The sequence below is a fragment of the Bacillus sp. Y3 genome (assembly GCF_008123875.1).
Lineage (GTDB): Bacteria > Bacillota > Bacilli > Bacillales > Bacillaceae > Bacillus > Bacillus altitudinis.
The window spans coordinates 221,547-240,799 of sequence record NZ_VSSC01000005.1; the positions used below are offsets into that span (position 1 = coordinate 221,547).

Sequence of the window (19,253 nt, forward strand, 5' to 3'; positions counted from 1 at the left end):
ACGCCATCATACCCAGCGATTTTTTAACGGGATAATGCCCAGTTCTTTTTTCGCAATCACTTCTTTTAATACATCTTCTGAAGGTGGATGAAATTTTGCCGCTTTCACATCTCGGCTTAAGCGCTCAAGCAAAGATCCTCGCTGTAATGAAGAAAAACCCTCGACCTGAGAAGCCAGCTCCACGATTTCTTCTGCCGCCTGCGTCACAAAGTGTTTAGTAATCAGCGTCTTCGTATACAATTCACTCGAGTAATGAGATTGTTTCTTTTCTCGATCTGCTTGCTGGGCACAGGCCATGAGCTGAGAATGAGCAACATCTAATTTCATTTTCATATCTGCAATACGAAATTGTTGACCTGGTAAAAAGGCTGATTTTTTCTTAGAAATTCGATCATTCCTTTTATATGCCATACCGAGGGCATGTTCATATGCTGCCTTTGCAATCCCGTAATAAACAGCGGTAACAGCTAAACGAAACCAATAGATTAAATGTTCAGTATCTTCTATTGCGTAGCCTTCCCGCCCGATGAGCTGATGATCAGGTATAAACACTTGATCAAAATGAATGTGATGACTCATCGATGCTCTCATTCCCGAATAATTCCACGATTCCTCCACCGCAGCACCTTCACACGGTAATGTCATTAAGAGCGCCGTCATTCCATATTGAGATGTGCATGACGACGGGGCATACTCACAATAGATTGGCAAATATTTAATGCGCGGTGCACCTGTCACAGTAAACTTAGTTCCACTCACAAGATATCCGCCATCTGTTTTTTCGGCGGTGATGGTTGGAATTCCCTCCATTTGCTTTCGCTGATAAATAAAAATCACATTCGGGTCGCTAACAGAAGCGATGAACTCTCCTGAATGCCGAATATCGTCAAATACCGAAGCCTGCTGCTCACTTGTCAGCACTTCAGAAAATGCGCCGAGCGAATAGTAATGCATCGCCATAATGAGGCCTGTTGACGCACACCCTTTAGATATGTGTGACAACAAGGTGATCGTTTCTTCAAATCCATATCCAAGACCTCCGTGTTGTTTCGGCATATTGGCGACATGTAATCCACAATCAATCAGCTCGTCTAGATTTTGATGCGGGAACCGAGATTCGGCATCCAGCTGCCCTGCTCTTTCTGAAAATTGGTGAATGAGACGATCAATCGTTTCTTGTCGAAGCTCTGTCAGTTTCATCTTCACCCCTCCTTTGTCTAAAGAATGATCTATTTTGTTTCAATAACAGATCTTCCGGTGTCCCTCTATCTCGCACAACATAATCGTTCCCCTCAAACAACAGTAGCTCAAGCGGAGAAGAATGACCTAAAAATAAGATAGGGCTGTAGCTCAGTCCATATGCACCAGATTTCTCAATACAAAGAAGATCCCCTACTTCCCCTTGCGGAAGCTCCACCTGCCTGCCAATTAAGTCTTCTGGTGTACAAAGTGGACCAACAATTGATTGTTTCACTACGTCTGCGGTGTTGCTGGAATGTTTAATGAGCCGCATAGGGTAATTATTGCGGAGCAGTCTGCCTCTAAACGTCATCGCTTGATGATGATGCATCCCGCCATCTGCTATTAAAAACGGCTGCCCTTTTGATTCTTTTACATATTGTATGGTTGTTAAATAAACACCACATTCTGCTAAAAGAAATCTCCCCATTTCTATAATAAATCTCGGAAATTCAAGCTCTGTTTCATATGATCTAATCAAATCCGCTACTTGTTGAAATAGCCTTTCAGCATGAAGCGGGGTTTCATGCTGAAAATACGGAATGCCAAAACCGCCACCTAAATCAACCATCTGGCATGTTCGTCCATATTCATTCTTGATTCGAACAGCTGTGTTAAGTGTGTATTCAAACGATGATAAAAGCGATGTTTCATCAAGAACTTGAGTTCCCAGATACATATGGATCCCTTTAAATAGCAGCGAATGATCATACTTCTGAAACAGATCAAATACATCATTCAGTTTAGATTCATCTATTCCAAACGGACTTGGAACTCCGCCCATTTTTATTTTGGCTCGTGATTCAATTGATTCTGGATTGATCCGAATGCCTACTGATGCCTGCTTATCTTGACGTTTTGCAGACTCAGCGATGTAGGTGAGTTCTTCCTTAGATTCGGCGATAATACAATAGATCTCATGCTGAACAGCGGTATCAATCTCTTCCTTCTGCTTACCCGGTCCAGAAAAAATGATATGCTGCGGTGAATAACCTGCTTTTATCGCCATGAAAAGCTCTCCTTCAGAAGCCACTTCTATACCAGCCCCAAAAGACCGTAACAATGATGCAATCGAGACATTTCCATTGGACTTAAATGAAAAGAACACCTCAGCTGTTTGATGGAGCCATGATGTAATGTGCTCATAGTGCTCTTTCAATGCATCTCCATCGTATACATACATCGGCGTCCCATAACGATTCGCTTTCTCTAAGAGCGTAAAGTCATTTTCCAGCACTTCTCCTCCTCCTTTCTAATGAAAATTCCATCTCATCAAACATTGTCAGCATATGAATCTGCTTGTCCTTCTTCATATGGTAAAACAAGATAAACAATCGATAGTGCCACGTATCATCAGATCTCGTCTTACCAAAAGTATAAATAAAGAACCCGCCATCTTCTCCCGGATTGAGTGCTTCTGTTACCTCCGTTAAGACATCTTCAAATGGCAGTTCAGCGCTGCATGAGAATCGTTTAAAGCGGCTTTCGATATATTCGTAGGTTGAAAAAAAACGACAAATCAGTGGGAGTAAATAAGTGACCTGTGTGAACCGGGCATTTATTTCGATGATCGGTATAAGCTGTTCATTTTCATCAATAATTGAATCGACACCAACCACACCACGATACCCTTCATCATAAAGAAGCTCTATGATTCGATGCATGCTTGCTTCGTATTCACGTTTTTTGTCCAATTCATACACAGGCGCAAAATCCGTCCCTAAGTAAATGCCGTCCTCATTAATTTTCTGCTCTGTAATGGAGAGTAAGTGTGACCCCTCCTCTTGAATGAGCAATTGGGCATTTAAGGACCGTTTAATCGGATGCCATCCCTCTAAGAGCAAATCCGTTTCGATATTCCTTCTTTCAATAAAGGTCAGCAGCTGCATAAATTCTCGGTCATTTTTTAAAATACGCAGCCCCTTCCCAGATGATCCATAAGGTATTTTCAGAACCATTTTGGAGAAATGCTTCGCCTTTAATTCTTCATACGTCTGTTTTAATTCGTCAGCATGATGACAGATAGCGCCGCACGTGACGTTAAACAGATGTTCTTCTGCCCATCTTCTAGTAGAAATCTTATGATTGAACCGCTTTACGAGTGTAGCATTTGAGCCGTATATCGTTCTTTTTTCAATCAATGCTTCTTTTTCAAGGGATTCATCTAAAAGATACGGTACAATCAGTCCATTTAATGTAAATGCATGGTCTAATTGAGTCATATGCGGAAGCTGGACACCTTGATTTTCCAAATAGGCTAAAAAAGCTTTATCAGGCTGATGATGCAAGATGACATGATGCTCTTTAGATGCAATCAAAAGCAGTTGTTGTTCTTGCTGAAGAACCAGTTGATTTTGAACATGATCTGTCATGACTGGTAAAGCTCTTGTTTGATCCCAGCTTTGTTCTTGATTCATATTCCCATACCAAATCACGTCATTTCTTCCCTTAAAATCAAATAGCGATGCCGGATCTTTCATGACACTACTCCTTATGCACAGAATGCTTGTTAATATCTAAAGATCGATTAATATGAAAGAATCGTTTGCGAATTGGTTGATTCCAAGTATGAACGACATCATTTGCATCCAGCACTTCGGATAAATAAGTAAGCGATTCAGGCTGAAGTGCATCCATGACAAGTTCAGGAATCGTTTGAGGAAAGACCTCATTCACATAATGAAAAGCAAAATAGACCATCTTTTCAAAGCCATACGCTTTCGCCTGGCGGACAAACAAATCCACATCGAGTAGGTCTTCCTTCATAAACATGCCATATATATCTAGCAGTTTATAAAGCAGTAAGTCTTTCATTGACTCCACTTCATTTAAATAAATCGCTTCTTTATAAAAATGAATACATAGGAAAAGAAGCATATCCTCTTCTTTTAAAGACCATACATCGTGCTGATCAACAGACGTTTGAATTCGTCTAGACAGCATTTCTTTGACGATTGAATCCGTTCGGTTCCCTGTCATAAGGTCAACTGAAAACTGAACATCAATTTTATGACAATCAATAAAGCGGCAATCTGGTGTAGGTTTCATATAGGTGTAGGTTTGATGTGAGTTCATGATGAGGTAAAGGATGTCTTTGCGTTTTGCAGGTGTGACTGTCTCCGTTTCATAGTTCCAAGAACCTTGAATATAACCTAATTCGTTTAATACGTGTCCAGTTTCTTGCAGCTGATCTTGTGAGATAAAGAGATCGTTGTCCCCAAATAATCGAAGCCCAACATCACCGTATGCCCACTGGCCAATCACACTTCCTTTTACAATGGCATATTCTATTCCTTTTTGATCAAGTGCTTGAAATAACTGATCATTGAACTTGATATTGTCTCGAGCCGTTTCTAATTGACCCTTATACATAATCTCTAATGACTTTAAAAAATAAGTCGCTTTAAACTCTTTTCTTAAATGAATGGCATAACGTTTAATATTCTTCCAAGCAATTCCTGCTGTCCGGTGAACATGCAGCATCCCGAGAATGACATTCCAGTCTTGCTGCTTATACAAAAGCTCCTGCATCTCTTCAATTTGACTCGCTTTTAAAAAAGGAGTGGATAAAGTGAGAGCTGTATGTTCTTCTTGCGTCAGATTACTTTGCAGCATAGCGCTCCTCCTTTAAATGACGCATGTCTTTCGGCCAATCCTTTCGATTTCGACCGTATGTTTGTAAAAACACTTGAACCCAACGATCGATCCCAAATGCCGCACAACCTGAATAAAGCGGCAGACCATCTTCTCCGCTAATATGGAACCTTTCGCAAAGCATCTCTCCGCAGTCATTAAAAGAAGCGATTGAAACGTCTTTCTTTTCTGTCACAGCGACTAATTCATATTTGCTATTAGCCATTAATTGATAATTCGCTTTATCCATATCATCATAAAAGAAAAAAGGGTCATTTGCGGTCGTGACCTTTCCACTTAGACCAAGTTGATGAAAGCATTCCCATGTGTTCTCAAGGAGTGTTTTTCTCGTTTCATTGATAAATTCTTGATGACCAATAAAGACAATTTCGCGCATACTAAATTCTATTTTCCTGAGAGGGTCCACTTTCCAAGAGATTTCATGTCTAAAACATTGCCCCGTTGCTGTCATCATGTGATTGTCTGTATACGTCTTCCCTTCCCATTCCTCATAGCAGTGATAACAAATACACGGCTGTAAAAAACGGCCTGCCTGCTGGAAGTGTTCAGGCTGAAAACCATGATGCTTTTCTCGAATATCATCAATGATTTGATAATCATGAGGGATCTCAAAAACAGAATAAATATTTTGCGGAAAATTCGTATGATACTTACATTTTTCCATTAAATCTTTACTGATCGTCGAAGGATATCGCCTTACTTTCGCTCCAAGTGAAATCCCTATATTTAAAAATAATTGATCAAAGTAGTTTGATAGTTCCAATTCAACTTCATCATAGAAGGTTCTTTTCTGATCTTCCCCGCTTAGTTTCGAACGAACAGGCTCACTAGATAAATGAATATTTGATTTTATTTCTTTTTCACGAAATCTCCGCAGCTGTGCGATATTTGACGATAGATTCGAAAACGCAGTTGATATTGCCTCCTTGTCTCCCATTTTATCTACGGTTACTTCAATCATAGATTCCTCTTCGTTAAGAGCCACGTGCACAATATGAGCAGATAGAAATGAAACTCTTTCCATAAAATCCGATATCATTGTATCTTCTAATGCTTCTGGTAAAGGCAGTTGAAGGGTCCTCAACTAAATCCCTCCCTTTTCATTGATAACGTGCGGCGTTTCAAATGATTGTAAAACTTTAAATAGATAATCAGAAATAGGCTCCTGTAAATGAACATCACTTAACTCAATCGCCGACGGATGACTATCTTGAACGGATAGCCCCCACTTGGCCTTCTTCAGCATCAGCCTGTCATTATGACCATTTCCAAAGGCAATCACACGATCTAAATCTCTTTCTCCAAAACAATCGAATAAATGGTGCTCAAGCATGTCTGCCTTACAAATCCCCTTTGGAGATATGACTTGAGCATTTAAAAACTGGGCATCTGCTACGTCGCAATGACAATTTTTTAATTGTTGAGCAAGATCCACTTTTTCTTTTGGTAAAATAAATAGTTTAGTTACATGGTCAAAGCTAAATTCTTTCTTGTGACCAACCTCTATTTTTTCTCGTGGAAAGGTGTATAGCATGCAGTATTTCAACTTAGCGCTTTTACTTGATGCCATGTGCTTTCCATGAGATTCCATGACAAAATCAGCTTTTCCATCAAGTGATGTGATGATCTGTTGGCATAAAGCTGCATCTACATACTGCTTCACCTCAAATGTTTTCTTTTCATGATGACAAATGACATTCCCATCATTCAGCAAAACATCATGATGAAATAAGGCGAGTAGAGATCGATCTAAATCCAGAGAGAAGAAAGAATCATAGGTTCTTCCTGTCACAATAATGGGAATAATGCCTCTTTGGCGCAGCATGTTCACTGCGCCATGGACATCACCAATAAGCTCGCCTCTGTCATCAATTAATGTTCCATCCAAGTCAAAAGCGGCAAATTTGATCTTGCGAAGATTGAGTTCCGCTTCCACTGGTTACACCTTTTTCAGCTCAGCATTTGCCACATATTCATTGAACAGACGTAATGATTCTGAATCGACTTGTCCAATTGGTGGACTCTTAAATAAGAATGGGCAGACGTCATGTATGACACCGCTATGATTCATATCTTTCGCTGCTTTTGCAACACGCATCGCATTCGCAATGACACCAGCTGAATTCGGACTATCTTCTACTTGTAAACGAATTTCAAGTGAAATGTCAGAATCTAAAACCGAATTCCCTTCTAATCGCAAGAAGCAGACCTTATGATCCCCTAAGTAGCTGACATAACCATTTGGACCTGCTGCCACTTCACTGGCATCAATACCTGAAGCGAACAATGCTTTTCTCTTCGATTTTTGCTTACTCGTTGATCTCATAGGGTTGGCTAGGTTTAAAAAGTCCGTATTGCCTCCAACATTTAGTTGGTACGTATTGGTGATATCAATCCCGCGGGATTTTAAAAGTTCAATTAAGGCTGTATGCAGTGTGGTTGCACCTAAGTGACTTCTTAAATCGTCTCCAAGGAGCGGGGTCTCCGACTCTTCAAACATTTTGACAAACTCAGGATCATTTGCCACCGGTTCAGGTGTCGCATTAATAAAGGCTGTTTGAGCGTGTGCACACGCCTCTGCGTACACACGAACTGCTTCAAACGAACCTGTTGGTAAGAAGCAGACGAGTACATCTGCCTGAACATCTTTTAACCTTTGCGTCACATCATGTGTTTTCATATTCAGTGAATGTTCATGTGGTTGAATGCAGTTGGACAAATCTCCTTCAAGTCCATCACATAAAGGACCAGCTTCGACGGTTACTTGGAAAAACGGAACATCGATATGTTTCACTGCAGCTGTTGGTTTAGTAAAAATGGCCTCTGATAAGTCTTTTCCGACTTTATTTTGATCTACTTCAAAAGCGGCAACAAATTCGACATCAGATAACTGATAGCCTCCAATGACGTCATGCATAACACCAGAGAGCGTATCCTTTTTTTCCTTAGCCAACTCAACAAATTGAACGATACTTGACGCACATGATCCTACTCCTGCAATTGCTACACGAACTTTTGTCATGTTCAAAACCCCTTTTTTATGAATTTATAGAGCCAATTTTCGCTTTTGACGAGATTGAAAAATACACCATTCCTGGTAACCTAATTCCTTCAGCGTTTGTTTCACTTTCAGCCAATCATCTGCCACGCGGGCGGGCTGATGAGCATCTGAGCCAAACGTGACATCCACACCATAAAATTTGGCTCGCTCTAATAGATCCATTGATGGATACCAGCCTCCGCAGTCTTTTGTTTTGCCAGAGGTATTCACTTCAATCACAGAACCACTCTCCGCAATGACTTTTAGCGCATCATCGACAGCTTCTGTTTTGAGATGAGCAATTTCTGGATAAAAACCTTTTAAGGCGTCAATATGACCCAAAACGTCGAACATTTGACTCTCAGCAGACATCTTAATCAACTGGTAATACGTCTCTTTTTCAATGATGGCTTGTTTCTCTGTTATTCGTTCCCAGCGTTTCCGGTTAAATAGGTCGTATCCATTACTGACATGAACCGAGCCAATGATATAATCAAATGGATAATGTCGATACACGTCTCGGTAGAGGGCTTCGTGTTCTGGAAAATAATCAGATTCAACACCTAACAGCACGTGAATTTTCCCCTCATATTCCTTTTTCAATTGCAGGACTTCCTCTACATATGATTGAAATTCACTCTTAGCCATCGCTACCCATGGTTTAAAATGATCGGCCTCTTCACCAAAAAACGGGGAGTGATCCGATATTCCGATACATTCTAGACCTAGTTTGACAGCCTCATCGATATATTCTCTGATGCTTCCCTCCGCATGACCACAGCGTTGATGATGTGTGTGCAGATCAAATTTCATCAAAATGTTTACTCCTCTACATGGCAGTATAGCCGCCGTCAACCATTAAATTTTCTCCTGTGATAAAACTCGCTTCATCAGAGAGAAGAAAGATGACAGCAGATGCGATCTCTTCTGGATCAGCTGTTCGTTTTAACATGTGCATCCCTCCAATATCAGGGTGCTGATTTGCTTGATCTCTTGTCAACCCAAGTTCTTCCAAGTGGAATCGTTCGTTATTTTTGTTCCACACCGTACCGGGATTCACTGCATTCACACGAATACCTGCATCCGCCAAATCCATTGCCATGCATCGCGTCATATTCACAACGGCTGCTTTTGTTGCGTTGTATGTTAAATATTTCGGCTGGGCAATATGACCTGAAATGGAGGCAATATTTACAATGGATCCTTTTCCTATTTTCTCCATGTAAGGTGACGTGTGTTTGACACATAGGGCTTGCCCCATAATATTTAAGTCCATGATGCGCCGCCATTCTTCAACAGTAGCTTCAAGGCCACGCATGATAAAAACGGCTGCACAATTCACAAGCATGTCAATTTTCCCAAAATGATCGACTGTTCTTTCTACCATTGAGACAATGGCTGCCTCATCAGCAATATCAGCTTCTATAAACAACACATCATATCCGTTTTCTTTGAGCTGTTTTTCTGCTGCTAGTCCGTAATCTACATGGTGATCAGCAATGACGACTTGCGCACCTTCTTGTGCTGCTCGTTCTGCGACCGCATATCCAATCCCCTGCGCCCCGCCTGTCACAATCACTGTCTTTTCTTTCATTCCTCGCATGTAGCTGCCTCCTCTTACCACTGAAGTCTTTTACCGTCTCTTAGTAGCTCTCCTGTTGGTCCATCTCGGGGGAGCTGTGCCGCCCATACGATTCCTGATGCGCCTTCCTGTACAGTTTTAACCGCCTCTGATGTCCCCATGTCCGTTTGTACCCAGCCAGGACAAACCGCATTCGCAAGAATAGAAAATGGCGCCCCCTCTAAAGCCGTGACTTTTGTCAGAACGTGCAAAGCCGCTTTTGACATCCTGTAGTAAGGACCGCTTTTTCCGTCACGCCTAACATCGTTTGAAGCGGAGATGGCGGAGAGCCTGCCCATGCCGCTAGATACATTGACGATTCGTCCATATCCAGCCTCTTTCATGTAAGGGAAAACCGCCTTGGTCATTCTAGCTGCGCCATACACATTGACATTCATCGTTTCTTCTAGTGTCGATACAGGAAGATCTAAAAAAGATGGAAAGGCGTCATCCATTATGTTGTCAAGAAAGACTCCCGCATTATTAATCAGCACATCCACTCTCCCGTACGAATCCTTTATAAAAGCCGACAGACGTTCAACCGACTCTTCGTTTGTCACATCTAGCTGGTATGGCACAACCTGCTCATTTATATCAGAAGCAGCTAATTCAGCATTTTCAATCTGCCGTGCTGTTAAAATGACAAGCATGCCATCTTGCGCAAGCTGTCTGCACACTTCTTTTCCAATGCCTCTATTTCCACCAGTGACAACAGCAACCTTCATATCCTCATCTCCTTTTGGAGATACCACTCTTCTTTCAGCTGGCTTGATGCAGATTCTAGCGCTTCCAAGGACCAATCAATATACCAGTTCAATAAGTGAGGTGTGTAAGTATGCAGAAGTGTTAAATACCGCCCTGTCGGAATATATAAAAGTCTGATAAAACCAGATATAGAACGCCACTCGTTTTCAGATAAGTCATCGGCATATGCCTTTAAAAATTGAATCGTTTTCACAATGTCTAGTTGAAACGTTCCCCGCTTGATTCTCGTTAACAAAAAAGCAGATATGGCTGCATCATAAATTCGTGGTCTATAACCTGCTGTATCAAAATCAAGAACCATGGCGAGCTTCTTATGACGGATGAGCAGGTTGCCAGAATGAAAATCACCATGTGTGACAGCATGAGGCAATGCCTCATAAAGACTGGGATTTATCAGCGTGAGTACATTCATCAGCTCCCGTTCATACACTTTAAGCAAAGAAGCAGCCTTTTTAGAAGAAACGACTTTCTTTAATACACTTGCCGTTTGATCCAGAGTGTCGTCCGGTGAAGTTATCCAGTTTTTCAATTCGCAGTTTGGGTTCACTGGCCCTTTCGGTAAGTTCTTTAATGAATGAAGTTGTCTTAATACCCGAATGGCTTCTTGTTCATCTGAACGATTTCCCATTTCATATGGTCTTCCTTCAAAATAGGGCCGCAGCTGCCAAAAATGTTCTTTGAATAAAATGGTTTTACGACCGTTCTCTGCCTCTATCATTGGTTGAATCGGGAAACCATGATCAAGCAAAGCATCTGTTAAATCTTCTAAATATTGAAGCCACTTTGCATCATGATTTCTCGCACATTTTTTTAAGACAAAGCGGGTTTTAGCATCCTCTACAAGCCAGCCTTCATTAGGACTTCTTCCGTTTAAAGGTGTTAAACGGATTGGCTGTTCCGAAAACCAATATTTCAGGACATTATCAGCATCATCAGATTTCATCATGTCCTCACCCCTTTTTCTCAAGGTTTTTGATTTTCCTAAGTACCAGATCTGCTGCTTCCTGCTTGTCTATGCGCAGGCATTTCACACGTGATTCTTTTTTTAATTTATGAAAAAGCTTCTCGTTTTGATGGAGCACCTCTGGATACACATGAAAGGCATATGAGAAAAATTGGAGCGCATTACCTATTCGCTCCTTATTTCCATTCCAAAGTTTCTCCCTTGTCATGAGCCGCTTGAACGTCCTTTTCATGAGACGGGGGAATGTATTCCTTCTCTTCACATCAAGCCATATGATCGTATCAGCATATTCAGTCAAGATATGGTGAACAGATGAATATTGACCATCAATCACCCATTTCTTTTGTTTAACAACTTCATGGACGTTATCGATAAACAACTTCCTATCTGTTTTTTTCCAGTTCGCTTGCCAAAATAGGGCATCGAGCTCATAGTGAGGTAACATGAATTCCTGTTTCAAGTGATGGGCAAGGGTCGTTTTTCCAGATCCAGGTGGACCAACAATCCATATTCTCTGGCTAGCTCCTTCATTATTCAAGTGGTTCCCCCCTGTTACAGAACACGTTCATGCTTTTGAATGTCGTTTCTCACCTTTGTTAACAGATCTAATGATTCATCCCAATTGAGGTTTTCAGTTAATTCAAATACTGGCACTTCGCTTGAATGAATGGACACATCTTCACATAACAGATCTAGTGATTCCTCCGAAAAGCCATTTTTCTTTAACAACTGGCCAAAAAGTGTATGTGCGGGAGTCAGCCTTGTGTCAGGTGTACGAAAATAGTGAATCATTCCCGCCATTGCTTCTACAGGTCCTGGTGACAGGTGAATGCCATTAAATCGAGTACACACGTTCGTTAAACCAAACCGTTTTTGCTCCGAGAGCAGCATGTGTTTAAAAGAACCTGCTTTTGCCTCTTTAGGGTCCGTTGCACCGATAAAGTCTTCTCTTAACATCCTCATAGGCTTCTTTGAAAAACATTCCATGACGATAATAGACTTTGCAGGTGCAGTGAACCACTCAATTTGACAAGGGTGGAATGAATTGAGCAGAAGCATCTGTTCTCCATCCACCTCGGCCTTTATGGCGTATGTGCCCGCACCTAGCTTGTCCACCTTCATGTTCCGTGTAAGAAGCTCTAAACCATATGGCGTAAGCTCTTCGTACTTTTGTAAAAATTGATGGCCTCCATATATGAAATGTTCCTTCTGTTTAAACTCTGGATATTTAAAGAACAGCATCTTTTTTGCCGTATCTGACAATTCACTCAGACCATTTTTAGAGATTTTGTTCAGCATCCCATATTGTTTTTCTATTATTTTCTTTTCTTTCAAATATAAGGATGATATAACGCGCACGGCTCCTATTTCTACATCATGATTATCTAAGCGTAGGAGAAGTTCATCTAGTATTCGATCAAGCTGTACACCTTTGTGAATACTGGTTAATTCAGGCTTTAGCATCAATAGAAGATGATGTTGATTCAATTGTTGGTGTTTTTCAATTTCATATGGATGAATGGTCACTGCCATGGGTTCTTTTGTATGAATACATGCATGAACGGCATCAATGACTTTTTCTTTCATCCTTATTACCACATTGTCACGCCTTTAAAAATTAAATCTTTTGTCACATCGCCCATCGAATGAACCGCATTCATGACAATGTCTTCAATTCTCTTTCTATCCACTTCATTTCCATCCCACTGTTCAATACGGACGGCAATTTCATCAGGGTTGTGGAGCGGTGCTTCTTTTGAAGTAAAGATATGCACTTCTGTTGGCTTTTGAATGGTTTCAAAAACTTGATCTGCCAATCGTTGTGCGAGCACTCCATACAATTTCCCTGTATGATCAAGCGGGTTTTTACCAGCCGGCGCTTCAATACTCATAGACCGCATTGGGGTGATCAATCCATTTAATCGATTTCCTCTTCCAACAACACCTACATCGCCTGTATCTGCTACAGAACCAAGTGCAGTTAAGTACGGGCGACCATTGCGATCTGTTGCGTTCAGCATAAGATCAGGGGTAAGTCCTAACGTTTCATGAATATAGCGTGCAATTTGATCCTGACATTCTTTTTTACGGGAAAAATATTCCTCAAGACTATGAATATCTTTTGCTAGAAAAGGCATGTTTACTATGAGTTTGAAATCTTCATGACGTCTGCTTCCAAATATTTTCACATCCCAGCCGGTATCTGGGTTCACCTTTTTAAATTCTGGTCCATTCACATAACGCTCTGTATAGAGAACGAGTTTCTCAAGACGGCTTAACGGGGCATGAGCATGCAGTAAATTACAGTCATTTGAAACAAGCTTTGGATCCCCGATTTCGATCATGTCTGTTTCAACCATCGGACGATATCTTGAATTTTTACGCCCTGCCCCTTGATGATCAACAATCCGGCAGTCAATGACGAGATGTTCGTCAGCATCAAATCCGGTCGTCACCTCTGATAACACATCTTTGGCTGCATCGAAAAGAATCTTTTTAAGAGGAATCGGCTCATCACCGTATGCGTATGCCCCTTTTCCAGCAAACACAACTTGATAAGGTTTGACCATTGTTCCTTTTCCGTACGATACATCAGCATCTCCGCCAAGAAGCATCACTTTGTCAAACCAGTGGTGTGCTACTCTGCCGAAATGTTCCATGCAATATTGAGAATAATATTGAGAAGCTCTTTCTGCGATGGCGTCACACATCGTATCTGGATGCCCTACTCCTTTACGTTCTACAAGCTCATATGGAATTTGTTCGATATCCTGGCCATCGCCTTTTAAAATATCAAGAATGGTTTTTTGAATTGTTTTCATTATCAATCGCCCGCTCTCTTTTAAAATATAAAAATATTGATCGTTCATCTTAAAACAACATGAAACATTTGGTAATATATATATATTCTGTATGAAAGAGGTGTCTATTTTGATCAATGAATCGATCCTACAACGCTTGCAAGATACAACCACTGACATGAAGAAGTTATTGAATCAACATCAAATCCCTGGCTGCTCTATTTGTATTTCTCATGAAGATAAGCACATTTGGTCGTGGCATGAGGGCCTCGCTGATATTGAAAGCGGCACCCCTATTACAAAAGACACAACCTTTCGAATTGGTTCTGTGACTAAGCCTTTTACTGCAATGGTCATGATGAAAATGCGAGAGGAAGGATTGATTCAACTCGATGAGCCTATTCATACTTACGAACCTTTACTATCTTTCATAAAAAGTCACATATCTGAACCAATTCCACTCACTTTCCGAATGATTGCCTCTCATATCTCAGGACTGCCCAAAACACTCGATAAAGCAACTCATCTGCGAGATATGACATTAGCTCAGTGCATGGAAATACTGACTATTTTTACACCGCCTTGGTCTATCATCAATTATTCCAGTCTTGGCTATTCAATCTTAAGTAAAGTACTAGAAAAAGTGAGTCAACAGCCACTTAGAGAATTAGTGCATACCCGCATATTAGAACCGCTCGATTTGCAGCAAACTGGATTTATTGAAACTGCATCAACAGCCAAAGGGTATACCCTTTCTTCCTCTGGCCTTTCCGGCATATCCTATCCAAGTGCTGAAACACCATCTTGGGAGGACGGTTCAAGCGGACTATTCTCTACAGCAGATGATTTGATTCGATTCATTCAAGCTCAATACGACGGAAACCGTCTGCTTCATCAGCATTCGCTAAAAGAAATGCAAAGCCCCGTTATGGTTGAAGAAGATTTCACTAGAGGTGTTGGTCTTTCATGGTTTTTGAGACCTTTTAACGGATTCACCTTAGCTGAACATAGCGGAGAAATTAAAGGCTTCACCTCCTATATTGGCTTCATTCCAAAGCGTAAATTAGGTGTTTGCATTCTCTTAAACTCTGACGAAAGGCTCGCTCGGCCGATTGCCGACATGCTCTTTCAAATCTTGCTGCCAGCAGATCACGAACAGATAAAAAAGCGTGAAGACCGGCTCAAACGAATGTTTAGACAATCGTCTCTTTAAATGGAACTCACTTTTTTGTTTAATAGATCTGGAATCGCGTCCTGCAAATACCGTGGATCACCCTCTAAATAAAAACATGGCATATTGAATAAATGATGGATCAGCTCAGATGCCTTTTGTTCAAGAAAGGTGTCTGACACATGCCGAAGGCCGAGCCAGCCTTTTAAATAGTCAGGATCTTCTGGTTCTCTTATATTGGCGACCATGATATCTTTTGCTCTCTGATCATCTTTTTTTACTGGTACAAGCCTGATCTCACCTGATCCTATTTTGAGTGAAGGGAAAATCACCATATTTACCTTCGTAGAGCTCCGAATCGTTGTTCCTGTCATGTCAGCAGCTTCTTTTGGTGTAATTTCAAACTTACAGCCGCTCGCCCATTTTTCTTTTGCCTCTTCCTCTGTTGATATGGTTTCATCCCATATTCTTTTATCTTGTGACCGGCTGAATTTTTTGTTTTTCAGTTCCTGTATATTTGTTGTGGCTTGGACGGTTCCTACTCCAAGTGCTAAGCACATCGGCCATCCATACACAGTAAGCTCCTGATCTTCAAGCACTGAAATAGAACGATCGTTTGTGATGAAATCTGCTCCTCCATGATGCAAAAACTGCCACATAGTGGTTGACTTCCCGGCACCTTTATCGCCAATAATGAGCGCTCCTTTTTGGCCATCTTCAAAAGAGACAGCCGCTGCATGCGTAAAGCATCCACCTTGATTTTCTAATGTTCTAAGGGCAATTTCTCGAACGATTCGCAGTGGACAGCGTATTGCAGATTCATTATTGTTTTTTCCAATCACAGCATAACGCCCTTTATAGATCGCCACACTATGCGGCTCGTCACCTTCATGCGAGGCAAACAATACTTGATCGTCTAATTTCAATCGTTTGTAAGTAAACTTCCTTTTTGCTGTAATCGTTTCACCCTTTTGAAAGCACGCATTGCGAACGGACTGTTCAAGGTCAGGATCAATGATGAACCGTATATCAATCTGTGAAGGCATATCCCCGACATGGCTATCTGGTTCTTTCGGGATATAATGTTCGATATCTTCAATTGCCAGCGATTCGGTTGATAAAATGTTAAAATGAATACCTGCAAACACAAATGATTTTTCATAAGGAAAATCATTCTTTGGCTTTTCAAAAAGCGCTTTTATCTCCATATAGAATCCTCCTCTTCATTTTGCTACTGCCTTTCAGGGAACAGCTGTACGACAGGCTCCTCTTCAAGCTCATCGCGATTATCCAAGCTAAAAAAACGCTCAACAAAAGATTTCTTCCACATTTTCGAAGAACCAAAATCATTTTCTCCATAGGTTTCTAAGAACGATTGGTCACTCATGTCTAACTGCTGCAATTGATCGATATAGTTCGTTTGATACAATAAATCTACAAACGTAAACGTGTAAAAAAGTGCTTTCTCGGCCCCTAATTCCTTCGCTCTTGCTTGCAAAGCATGCCAATCAAGTTGGTTTTGCTCTTCAGCAAACTTGACGTACTCCCTTACATCGCAAAACTTAATCAAATTGAGATCTGCATGTAAATAAACATACTGTACATTTGTTGCTTCCTTGTATAAATGGAAAGCAAGATGAATGAGAAAATCTAAAGGTTCAAGCATATAAGTATCCGTTTGCAAAAATGACTTTTCATTAGCAGCATCTAGCAAGGCATTTGTAGCGTCGTAGTTTTTTTTCAGCTCAACATCGTATGAGAAATCAACACGGTGAACCTTCAAAAAGTCTTCTCCGCTCCGTTTAATATGTGAATAAAGATTCCCGGCATTCATTCTCCACATCATTTCTTCTTCTCGGGAAATCGGTATTTCTTGATCGGTTGCCCAGTCATATTTACCGATGATAAACCCTTCCTCCTTGAGCAATGAAGAAGCTCTTTTTCGATCATCTGGATGAATTAAGAAATCAATGTCTGACATCATTCGGAGTCCATAATCTTTGTAAACAAGAGGCGTTAAAATGGCTCCTTTAAGAGGGACTGCTTTCAGCTTTGCTTTTCGAAATGTTTGTAAAAGACGCTTTAATTCCTTGAATCTCTCCATATTTTTTTGACGATTCCCGATATAATGATAATGAAGTAAAAATTTGTAGGTTGTCGTGATTTTTTTTTCATCATCAAGGCGAATCAAATGAGGCGTCATCAGTTGAAGTACCTTATGTCTTGATGCAAGTCCAATCAATTGAGGTACATCGATGCCGTCTTTTAATACATCTCTCATCAACTCTTCTTCTTTTTCATTTAATTGAATACGTGAGCCAAGTAATAGCAGCCTCTCTTCATTTGAGAGAGTGGATTGATCCAAAACAGCTCGCATGTGGATTACTCCTTCCCGTATAGTGATTTAAATCGAGTGATAAATCGAGTGCGTTTCCCTTTTCGATTGACTGGTATGTCCAAATCATCTGTTAGTCTATGAAACCATTGATCTGCCTCATATGCTTTTTCACTGTCATATTCAATTTCTAATTCATGATCTGTGATGCCAAGATAGCTGCTTTGATCCAGATCCACTTTGATGCCTGTCTCGATATAAAAGGTAGTTCGTTCAGTAACCAATAGTCCTAACAACTCTGGCTGTTCAGTCATTGTAAAAGGTAAAGACGTTATGAAGTTCTGTACATCTAGTTTTTGCGGTAGATCCTCAATAGGAAATGACATTTCTTCTCTTACTCTTTTATAGCCAGATGTTTGACTGGGACATTTGATCTCAAGTGTTCGTTTGCCGCTGGTTTGACGGATCCGTACGGTATAGCCATATCGTTTTAATAAAAAATCTGAGGTGTCATAATAGTAATTGAAGTTAAGTAGATACGCGGGTTTATGATTTTGACTTAATATGTTGTAGATGTGTTGAAAATCTGCTTGTGACAACAAATATTTATACTCCTGCTCAACCATGACTCACCTCCAAAACGTCTTACACGACAATATCGGATTGTTCAAGAAGCTCTTGAATGAGAAAGGTTCCTTTCTCTAAAGAAGTAAATGCCTGTTTTAATGAATAACAAGGGATCTTTTCCGCTAGATGTTTAAGAAATGGTTCTAGCGCTTCGGGTGTCGGTAATGTGAAATATGGTAAGAGGAATTCATTATGTCTTCCAGGATTGATGACTGCGTGCTCCTTTAGACGTTCCCCTGCTTCATGTGGACTGATTTTCGAAAGTGTGGCGCCCGTTTGCCCATGAGGTAAAAACTCAGGAAACACCATGACATCGATTTTCCCCATTGTTTTGACTTCACGTGAAAACCATTTTTCTAATTCCTCCGGATAGACGAAATGATAGTTCTTATCATCTTCATTAAATGGATGACTCGATGTTTGAAGTCTATATGGTGTTCCAAGCTTTTCAATGGCTTCAAAAGAATCTTTCCGAATACTCATAGATCTCGGCCAACCAGTTCCTTTGTACTCGTTGTTCGTATATGAAATCCCTATATCATCGTTTGTGATATACGTTGCATCGGTTAATGATAACAAGGATAAAATGGTGGATGTTTTGCCCGCTCTTGATCCTCCTACTAGTGCAATCCCTTTTTGATTCATCTCCATCATGCCGCCATGCAAATAGACAAGTCCATCCTGATAACACAAAAGGCGAAGCAGTACTCTTATTAAACGCAGTGCGTGTTGGGCTGTCCATCTGACATCTTTTGGTTCATCTATCACAACGACTTTCTTCTCTCCGTGATACAGGTAGCGGCAGCGAGGTTCCATCTTGGTTTGATAAAAGACTTCTTCAAGTGGCACTTCTGTTTGAATGTCTTGTGCATATTTGCTCGTTAAAATCGTCCAAACGTCTCCTTCAAGTCTGTCTGTTATTTTGCTGCACTCAACATAGGGATGTACTTTACTGATGACTAAATTCTGAACTGATTCATCTGCCCCTAATACCACACGAACATTATTTTTTTGATAGCTTACATATGACAATGAA

The 19,253-nt window shown here is 40.7% G+C and carries 19 protein-coding genes; 1 reads left to right on the forward strand and 18 read right to left on the reverse strand.

Going from position 1 to position 19,253, the window contains the following annotated elements:
• Nucleotides 1–6: 6 nt before the first annotated feature.
• From FXF70_RS13405 to FXF70_RS13470, 14 genes are read right to left on the reverse strand one after another with little or no spacing between them, the layout of a single operon-like run.
• Complete coding sequence (locus tag FXF70_RS13405) at nucleotides 7–1,200, reverse strand: acyl-CoA dehydrogenase family protein (protein ID WP_148780395.1); 1,194 nt, start codon at nucleotides 1,198–1,200, stop codon at nucleotides 7–9.
• Entirely contained in the window at nucleotides 1,166–2,476 is a 1,311-nt protein-coding gene (locus tag FXF70_RS13410) for a type III PLP-dependent enzyme domain-containing protein (protein ID WP_148780396.1), read from the reverse strand. Before FXF70_RS13410 ends, FXF70_RS13405 begins: the two co-directional genes overlap by 35 nt.
• Nucleotides 2,463–3,719 (reverse strand): ATP-grasp domain-containing protein, encoded by a 1,257-nt coding sequence (locus FXF70_RS13415; RefSeq protein ID WP_148780397.1) that lies wholly within the window; start codon nucleotides 3,717–3,719, stop codon nucleotides 2,463–2,465. Before FXF70_RS13415 ends, FXF70_RS13410 begins: the two co-directional genes overlap by 14 nt.
• A gap of 4 nt (nucleotides 3,720–3,723) precedes the next feature.
• Nucleotides 3,724–4,854 (reverse strand): nucleotidyltransferase family protein, encoded by a 1,131-nt coding sequence (locus FXF70_RS13420; RefSeq protein WP_148780398.1) that lies wholly within the window; start codon nucleotides 4,852–4,854, stop codon nucleotides 3,724–3,726.
• A complete protein-coding gene (locus FXF70_RS13425) occupies nucleotides 4,841–5,977 on the reverse strand; it encodes an aminoacyl--tRNA ligase-related protein (RefSeq protein WP_148780399.1) in 1,137 nt (378 codons plus the stop codon). Before FXF70_RS13425 ends, FXF70_RS13420 begins: the two co-directional genes overlap by 14 nt.
• Complete coding sequence (locus FXF70_RS13430; RefSeq protein ID WP_148780400.1) at nucleotides 5,978–6,829, reverse strand: HAD hydrolase family protein; 852 nt, start codon at nucleotides 6,827–6,829, stop codon at nucleotides 5,978–5,980.
• Nucleotides 6,830–6,832: 3 nt separating this feature from the next.
• Nucleotides 6,833–7,915: an inositol-3-phosphate synthase gene (locus FXF70_RS13435; protein WP_057079536.1), complete on the reverse strand. Its 1,083-nt coding sequence runs from the start codon at nucleotides 7,913–7,915 to the stop codon at nucleotides 6,833–6,835.
• A 24-nt stretch (nucleotides 7,916–7,939) separates the two neighbouring features.
• Nucleotides 7,940–8,746: a histidinol-phosphatase gene (locus FXF70_RS13440; RefSeq protein ID WP_148780401.1), complete on the reverse strand. Its 807-nt coding sequence runs from the start codon at nucleotides 8,744–8,746 to the stop codon at nucleotides 7,940–7,942.
• Nucleotides 8,747–8,762: 16 nt separating this feature from the next.
• Nucleotides 8,763–9,536: an SDR family NAD(P)-dependent oxidoreductase gene (locus FXF70_RS13445; RefSeq protein ID WP_048001546.1), complete on the reverse strand. Its 774-nt coding sequence runs from the start codon at nucleotides 9,534–9,536 to the stop codon at nucleotides 8,763–8,765.
• Nucleotides 9,537–9,550: 14 nt separating this feature from the next.
• Nucleotides 9,551–10,279, reverse strand: coding sequence for an SDR family NAD(P)-dependent oxidoreductase (locus FXF70_RS13450; protein ID WP_148780402.1), 729 nt, complete (start codon nucleotides 10,277–10,279; stop codon nucleotides 9,551–9,553).
• Nucleotides 10,276–11,265 carry a phosphotransferase enzyme family protein gene (locus tag FXF70_RS13455; RefSeq protein ID WP_148780403.1) on the reverse strand — a complete coding sequence of 330 codons (990 nt, stop codon included), beginning with the start codon at nucleotides 11,263–11,265 and terminating at the stop codon, nucleotides 10,276–10,278. The genes FXF70_RS13450 and FXF70_RS13455 overlap by 4 nt, the downstream gene beginning before the upstream one ends.
• 4 nt (nucleotides 11,266–11,269) lie before the next feature.
• A complete protein-coding gene (locus tag FXF70_RS13460; protein WP_148780404.1) occupies nucleotides 11,270–11,821 on the reverse strand; it encodes a P-loop NTPase family protein in 552 nt (183 codons plus the stop codon).
• A gap of 14 nt (nucleotides 11,822–11,835) precedes the next feature.
• Nucleotides 11,836–12,870 carry a hypothetical protein gene (locus tag FXF70_RS13465; RefSeq protein ID WP_148780406.1) on the reverse strand — a complete coding sequence of 345 codons (1,035 nt, stop codon included), beginning with the start codon at nucleotides 12,868–12,870 and terminating at the stop codon, nucleotides 11,836–11,838.
• 5 nt (nucleotides 12,871–12,875) lie between these two features.
• A complete protein-coding gene (locus tag FXF70_RS13470; RefSeq protein WP_148780408.1) occupies nucleotides 12,876–14,105 on the reverse strand; it encodes a methionine adenosyltransferase in 1,230 nt (409 codons plus the stop codon).
• A gap of 109 nt (nucleotides 14,106–14,214) precedes the next feature.
• Here FXF70_RS13470 and FXF70_RS13475 point away from each other — a divergent pair, with 109 nt between their 5' ends.
• Nucleotides 14,215–15,297: a serine hydrolase domain-containing protein gene (locus FXF70_RS13475; protein WP_187424772.1), complete on the forward strand. Its 1,083-nt coding sequence runs from the start codon at nucleotides 14,215–14,217 to the stop codon at nucleotides 15,295–15,297.
• Here FXF70_RS13475 and FXF70_RS13480 read toward each other — a convergent pair.
• From FXF70_RS13480 to FXF70_RS13495, 4 genes are read right to left on the reverse strand one after another with little or no spacing between them, the layout of a single operon-like run.
• Nucleotides 15,294–16,463 (reverse strand): phosphoenolpyruvate carboxykinase (ATP), encoded by a 1,170-nt coding sequence (locus FXF70_RS13480; protein WP_148780412.1) that lies wholly within the window; start codon nucleotides 16,461–16,463, stop codon nucleotides 15,294–15,296. The genes FXF70_RS13475 and FXF70_RS13480 overlap by 4 nt on opposite strands.
• 23 nt (nucleotides 16,464–16,486) lie before the next feature.
• The gene (locus FXF70_RS13485; protein ID WP_148780414.1) at nucleotides 16,487–17,632 is read right to left on the reverse strand and encodes a nucleotidyltransferase domain-containing protein; all 1,146 of its coding nucleotides are present in this window, start codon (nucleotides 17,630–17,632) and stop codon (nucleotides 16,487–16,489) included.
• Nucleotides 17,633–17,637: 5 nt separating this feature from the next.
• Nucleotides 17,638–18,216 carry a CYTH domain-containing protein gene (locus tag FXF70_RS13490; RefSeq protein ID WP_148780416.1) on the reverse strand — a complete coding sequence of 193 codons (579 nt, stop codon included), beginning with the start codon at nucleotides 18,214–18,216 and terminating at the stop codon, nucleotides 17,638–17,640.
• A gap of 19 nt (nucleotides 18,217–18,235) precedes the next feature.
• Nucleotides 18,236–19,249, reverse strand: coding sequence for a hypothetical protein (locus FXF70_RS13495; protein WP_148780417.1), 1,014 nt, complete (start codon nucleotides 19,247–19,249; stop codon nucleotides 18,236–18,238).
• Nucleotides 19,250–19,253: the final 4 nt, after the last annotated feature.